3 protein-coding genes are annotated in these 3,920 nt (G+C 53.0%); all 3 read left to right on the top strand.

Annotated features, from left to right (window positions below):
• The first annotated feature begins 138 nt into the window (after window positions 1-138).
• Entirely contained in the window at window positions 139-1,224 is a 1,086-nt protein-coding gene (ychF, locus tag HWQ67_RS13990; RefSeq protein ID WP_218253308.1) for a redox-regulated ATPase YchF, read from the top strand.
• 11 nt (window positions 1,225-1,235) lie between these two features.
• Complete coding sequence (gene glgA, locus HWQ67_RS13985; protein ID WP_218253307.1) at window positions 1,236-2,459, top strand: glycogen synthase; 1,224 nt, start codon at window positions 1,236-1,238, stop codon at window positions 2,457-2,459.
• Window positions 2,453-3,920 (top strand): maltotransferase domain-containing protein (locus HWQ67_RS13980; protein WP_218253306.1); only part of this gene is annotated, 1,468 nt, incomplete at its 3' end. The genes glgA and HWQ67_RS13980, both read left to right, overlap by 7 nt.

The raw sequence follows: 3,920 nt of genomic DNA, 5'->3' as shown, positions 1-3,920 counted from the left end.
CCCGCAAGGGGACCAGTCCCCTTGACCCCGTAAAAATGCCACGTATTTTGTATTTAATCCAATCGAAATCTGCTATATCATTCTGAGGGTAAACTCTGCTAAAATAATACGATTATTTTATATTGAAGGAGTGAGCCTTTGAACATAGCGATAAGCGGACTATCCAATGCGGGAAAAACGACAATATTTAACGCCCTGACCGGCCTGAATGTTGAGACCACCATTTATCCTTCGGTTGCGGAGGCCCCCCACCGGGGATCGGTGAAGGTTCCGGATGAGCGGGTTGAGTGGCTTTCGGGCGTGTTCAAGCCCAAGAAAACGACACACTCGACAATCGAGTATACGGACTTTATCGGTCTCGCACGCGGGGAGACCGATAACAACCGTAAGGTGCTGGACCTCTTAAAGGACGCAGATGCCATCCTGGACGTCCTGCGGGCCTTCAATGACCCGGCCGTTGTGCATCCGGACAACTCCGTAGACCCGCTGCGCGATGCCAGAACCCTGGAGGTGGAGTGGGTGCTGTCTGACCTCGACCTGGTGGAAAAGAGGCTCACCCGAATGGCCGATGCGGCCAAAAGGGGAAAGAAACCCGATGAGGCCGAAAAAAAGTTGCTCACCCGGTGTAAGGATTTCCTCGAAGGCGAACAACCGCTGCGTAACATGCCACTGTCCCCCGAAGAGTGGAAATCTCTCAGACACCTCCAGTTTGTTTCGGCCAAGCCCAGGATACTCGTCCTGAACATATCCGAGGACGACATGGGATCGGACAAGGTGGCAGAGATGGTTGCCGCCATAGCCGGGGAACTTAGGTGTAACCCCCAACACGTAATCCCCATGTGTGGCAAAATCGAAATGGAGATAGGACAACTGCAACCAGATGAGGCCAAGGATTTCCTTGCCGACCTCGGTATCGCAGAGCCGGCATGTAACCGCCTGATCAGTGTCTGCTATGAGGCCCTGGAGCTGATATCGTTTCTGACGGTGGGCGAGGACGAAGTTAAATCCTGGACCATCACCCGTGGCAGCAGCGCCGTGCAGGCCGCCGGCAAGATACACTCGGACATTGAACGTGGCTTTATCAGGGCCGAGGTGGTCTCCTACGATGCCTTCAAGGCAGCAGGCAGCATGGCAGAGGCGCGTAAACATGGCTCCGTTACCCTGCAGGGAAAGACTTACACGGTAAATGACGGAGATATTATAAACTTTAGATTTAACGTTTAAGAGGAGTACTTATGAAAGCACTTATATTGACCAATGAGTTTCCGCCATACATTTACGGGGGAGCGGGCGTGCATGTTGAGTACCTGACCCGTGAGATGTCCAGGTTGATTGACGTGGAGGTGCGATGCTTCGGGGACCAATACGGGCATTTCGGAAACCTGTCCTTCAAGGGCTACAACTGCGACAAAAAAGCCTTTGAGGGCTGTGACAAACAGCTCAGATCACCGCTTGCAGCCTTCTACAATAACGTCCTGTTTAATATCGCCCCCATAGACGCCAACGTAGTGCACTGCCACACCTGGTACACGCACATGGGGGGCATCATGGCAAGCAAGGCCTACGGTCTGCCACTGATCATAACCACTCACTCGCTTGAACCGTTAAGACCCTGGAAGCGTGAACAGCTCGGCCGGGGCTATGACCTCTCCTTGTGGGTGGAAAAGACCGCCATGGAAATGGCCGATGCCATCATTGCTGTCTCACATGGTATGAAACAGGACGTCGTAAACCTCTTTGACATAGACGAATCAAAGATAGCCGTAATCTACAACGGCGTAGACACCGATGAGTATACGCCACAGACATCCCAGGATGCCTTGCTTGAATATGGGATCAATCCCGATAAGCCCTACGTACTCTTTGTGGGAAGGATTACCCGGCAAAAGGGCATTATACATCTTGTAAACGCTATCAAACACATCAACGACGAAGCCCAGATAGTGCTCTGTGCCGGTCAACCAGACACCGAGGAAATCAAAAATGAGATGGAGGAGGGCGTGCGACGTCTGCAGGCAAAGCGCAACAACATACTCTGGATACAGAAGATGGTTCCCAAGAAGCCGTTGATTGAGCTATACAGCCATGCCGCTGTGTTCTGCTGTCCATCTATCTATGAACCATTTGGCATAATAAACCTCGAGGCGATGGCCTGTGGCACGCCTGTTGTGGCAAGCGCCGTTGGTGGCATTGTCGAAATTATTGAGGACGGCAAGACCGGTTTTCTCGTCCCACTGCAGCAGTACAAGGAAAGCCCATTTGAGCCGGTTGATCCGGAGCAGTTTTCACGCGATATTGCCCAAAAAATAAACAAGTGTCTGGATGACAAAGAGCTGCGCACGGAAATGGGTAAAAATGGTCGTGCAAGGGCAGAACAGTATTTTAGCTGGAAGGCCATCGCCAGAGACGTTGTGGCGTTGTATGAGAGATGCGTACAAAGCAGAGGTGCAGCGTGCTGAATAAGGTAAATCCCTTTATCATAGAAAACGTATCTCCGTGCATTGACGGAGGCAGGTATCCGGTCAAGCGTGAGGTGGGCGACACCCTTACGGTGAGGGCAACGGTCTTTAAGGAGGGCCATGACGCCATCCTGGTGTTGCTCAAGCACAGGGAGAGGGCCACTCACGGCCCCTGGAGTGAATCCCCTATGACCTTAAAAAACGCCGGCCTGGATATCTACGAGGGCAACTTCAATTTGCCAAAAAACACCCGCTATCAGTACACCGTGGAGGCATACACGGACCTATATAAGTCGTGGTTGAATGACACCACCAAGAAGTTTAACAGTCACCAGGACGTCGAAAGTGAGTTGATCGAAGGATATAGCCTTGTCGTAGAGACGCTTGACAGGGCGGTTTCGGCGCCTGATATATACAAGAGCTATATTCAGAGTTTCCTGACGGCAGTGGATGAGGCCTCCTCACAGGCAGAGAAGATGGCCCTCATGTCCGACAGCAAGCTGGTTGAGATACTCACCATACTCAGTGCCCGTGGAGATAGCACGGTGTTTGAGCCGACATTGGAGGTGTTTGTAGACAGGGTGCGGGCGAGGTATGGGACGTGGTATGAGATGTTTCCGCGCTCCCAGGGGAAAAAGCCGGGCGTCAGCGCCACGTTTAAGGATTGCATAGAGCGTCTGACGGAGGTTAAGTACATGGGGTTTGATGTGGTGTACTTCACGCCGATTCATCCCATTGGGGTCACCAAGCGCAAGGGGCCAAACAACAGCCTCATCTGCGGCCCCAACGACCCCGGATGTCCCTACGCCATTGGCAGCGACCTGGGCGGACACAAGGCGATAGAACCAGGACTTGGGACGTTTGAGGATTTTGCCGAGTTTGAGGCCGCCTGCAAGGAAAAGGGCATGGAGGTGGCCATTGACTTTGCCATCAACTGCTCGCCCGACCATCCTTACGTAAAGGAGCACCCCGACTGGTTCTTCAAGCGTCCCGACGGCACCATCAAGTACGCCGAAAATCCACCCAAAAAGTACGAGGACATCTATCCCCTGAACTTCTATGCCCCCGGGGAGAGTTGGAAGGAGTTGTGGGCGGAGATGCGGGATATCATCCTGTTCTGGTGTGCCAGGAACGTTCGCATATTCAGGGTTGACAACCCGCATACCAAGCCGGTTCCGTTCTGGCAGTGGCTCATTGCCGAGGTGCAGGACCAGTATCCGGACGCCATCTTCTTGTCGGAGGCATTCACCAGACCGCCGATGATGGAGGTCTTGGCCAAGGCCGGTTTTACGCAGTCGTATACGTACTTTACGTGGAGGAATTTTAAGAGCGAAATCATCGAGTACTTCTCTCACCTGACGCAGGATGAGGTCAGCGAGTATCTCCGCGGCAATCTCTTTGCCAACACGCCCGACATCCTGCCGCAGATACTCCAGCAGGGTGGCAGACCGGCATTTAAGA

It is taken from the genome of Candidatus Magnetobacterium casense, from assembly GCF_019173545.1.
Lineage (GTDB): Bacteria > Nitrospirota > Thermodesulfovibrionia > Thermodesulfovibrionales > Magnetobacteriaceae > Magnetobacterium > Magnetobacterium cryptolimnobacter.
Note: the sequence above shows the minus strand (reverse complement) of the source record. Positions and strands in the feature narration are given on the sequence as shown.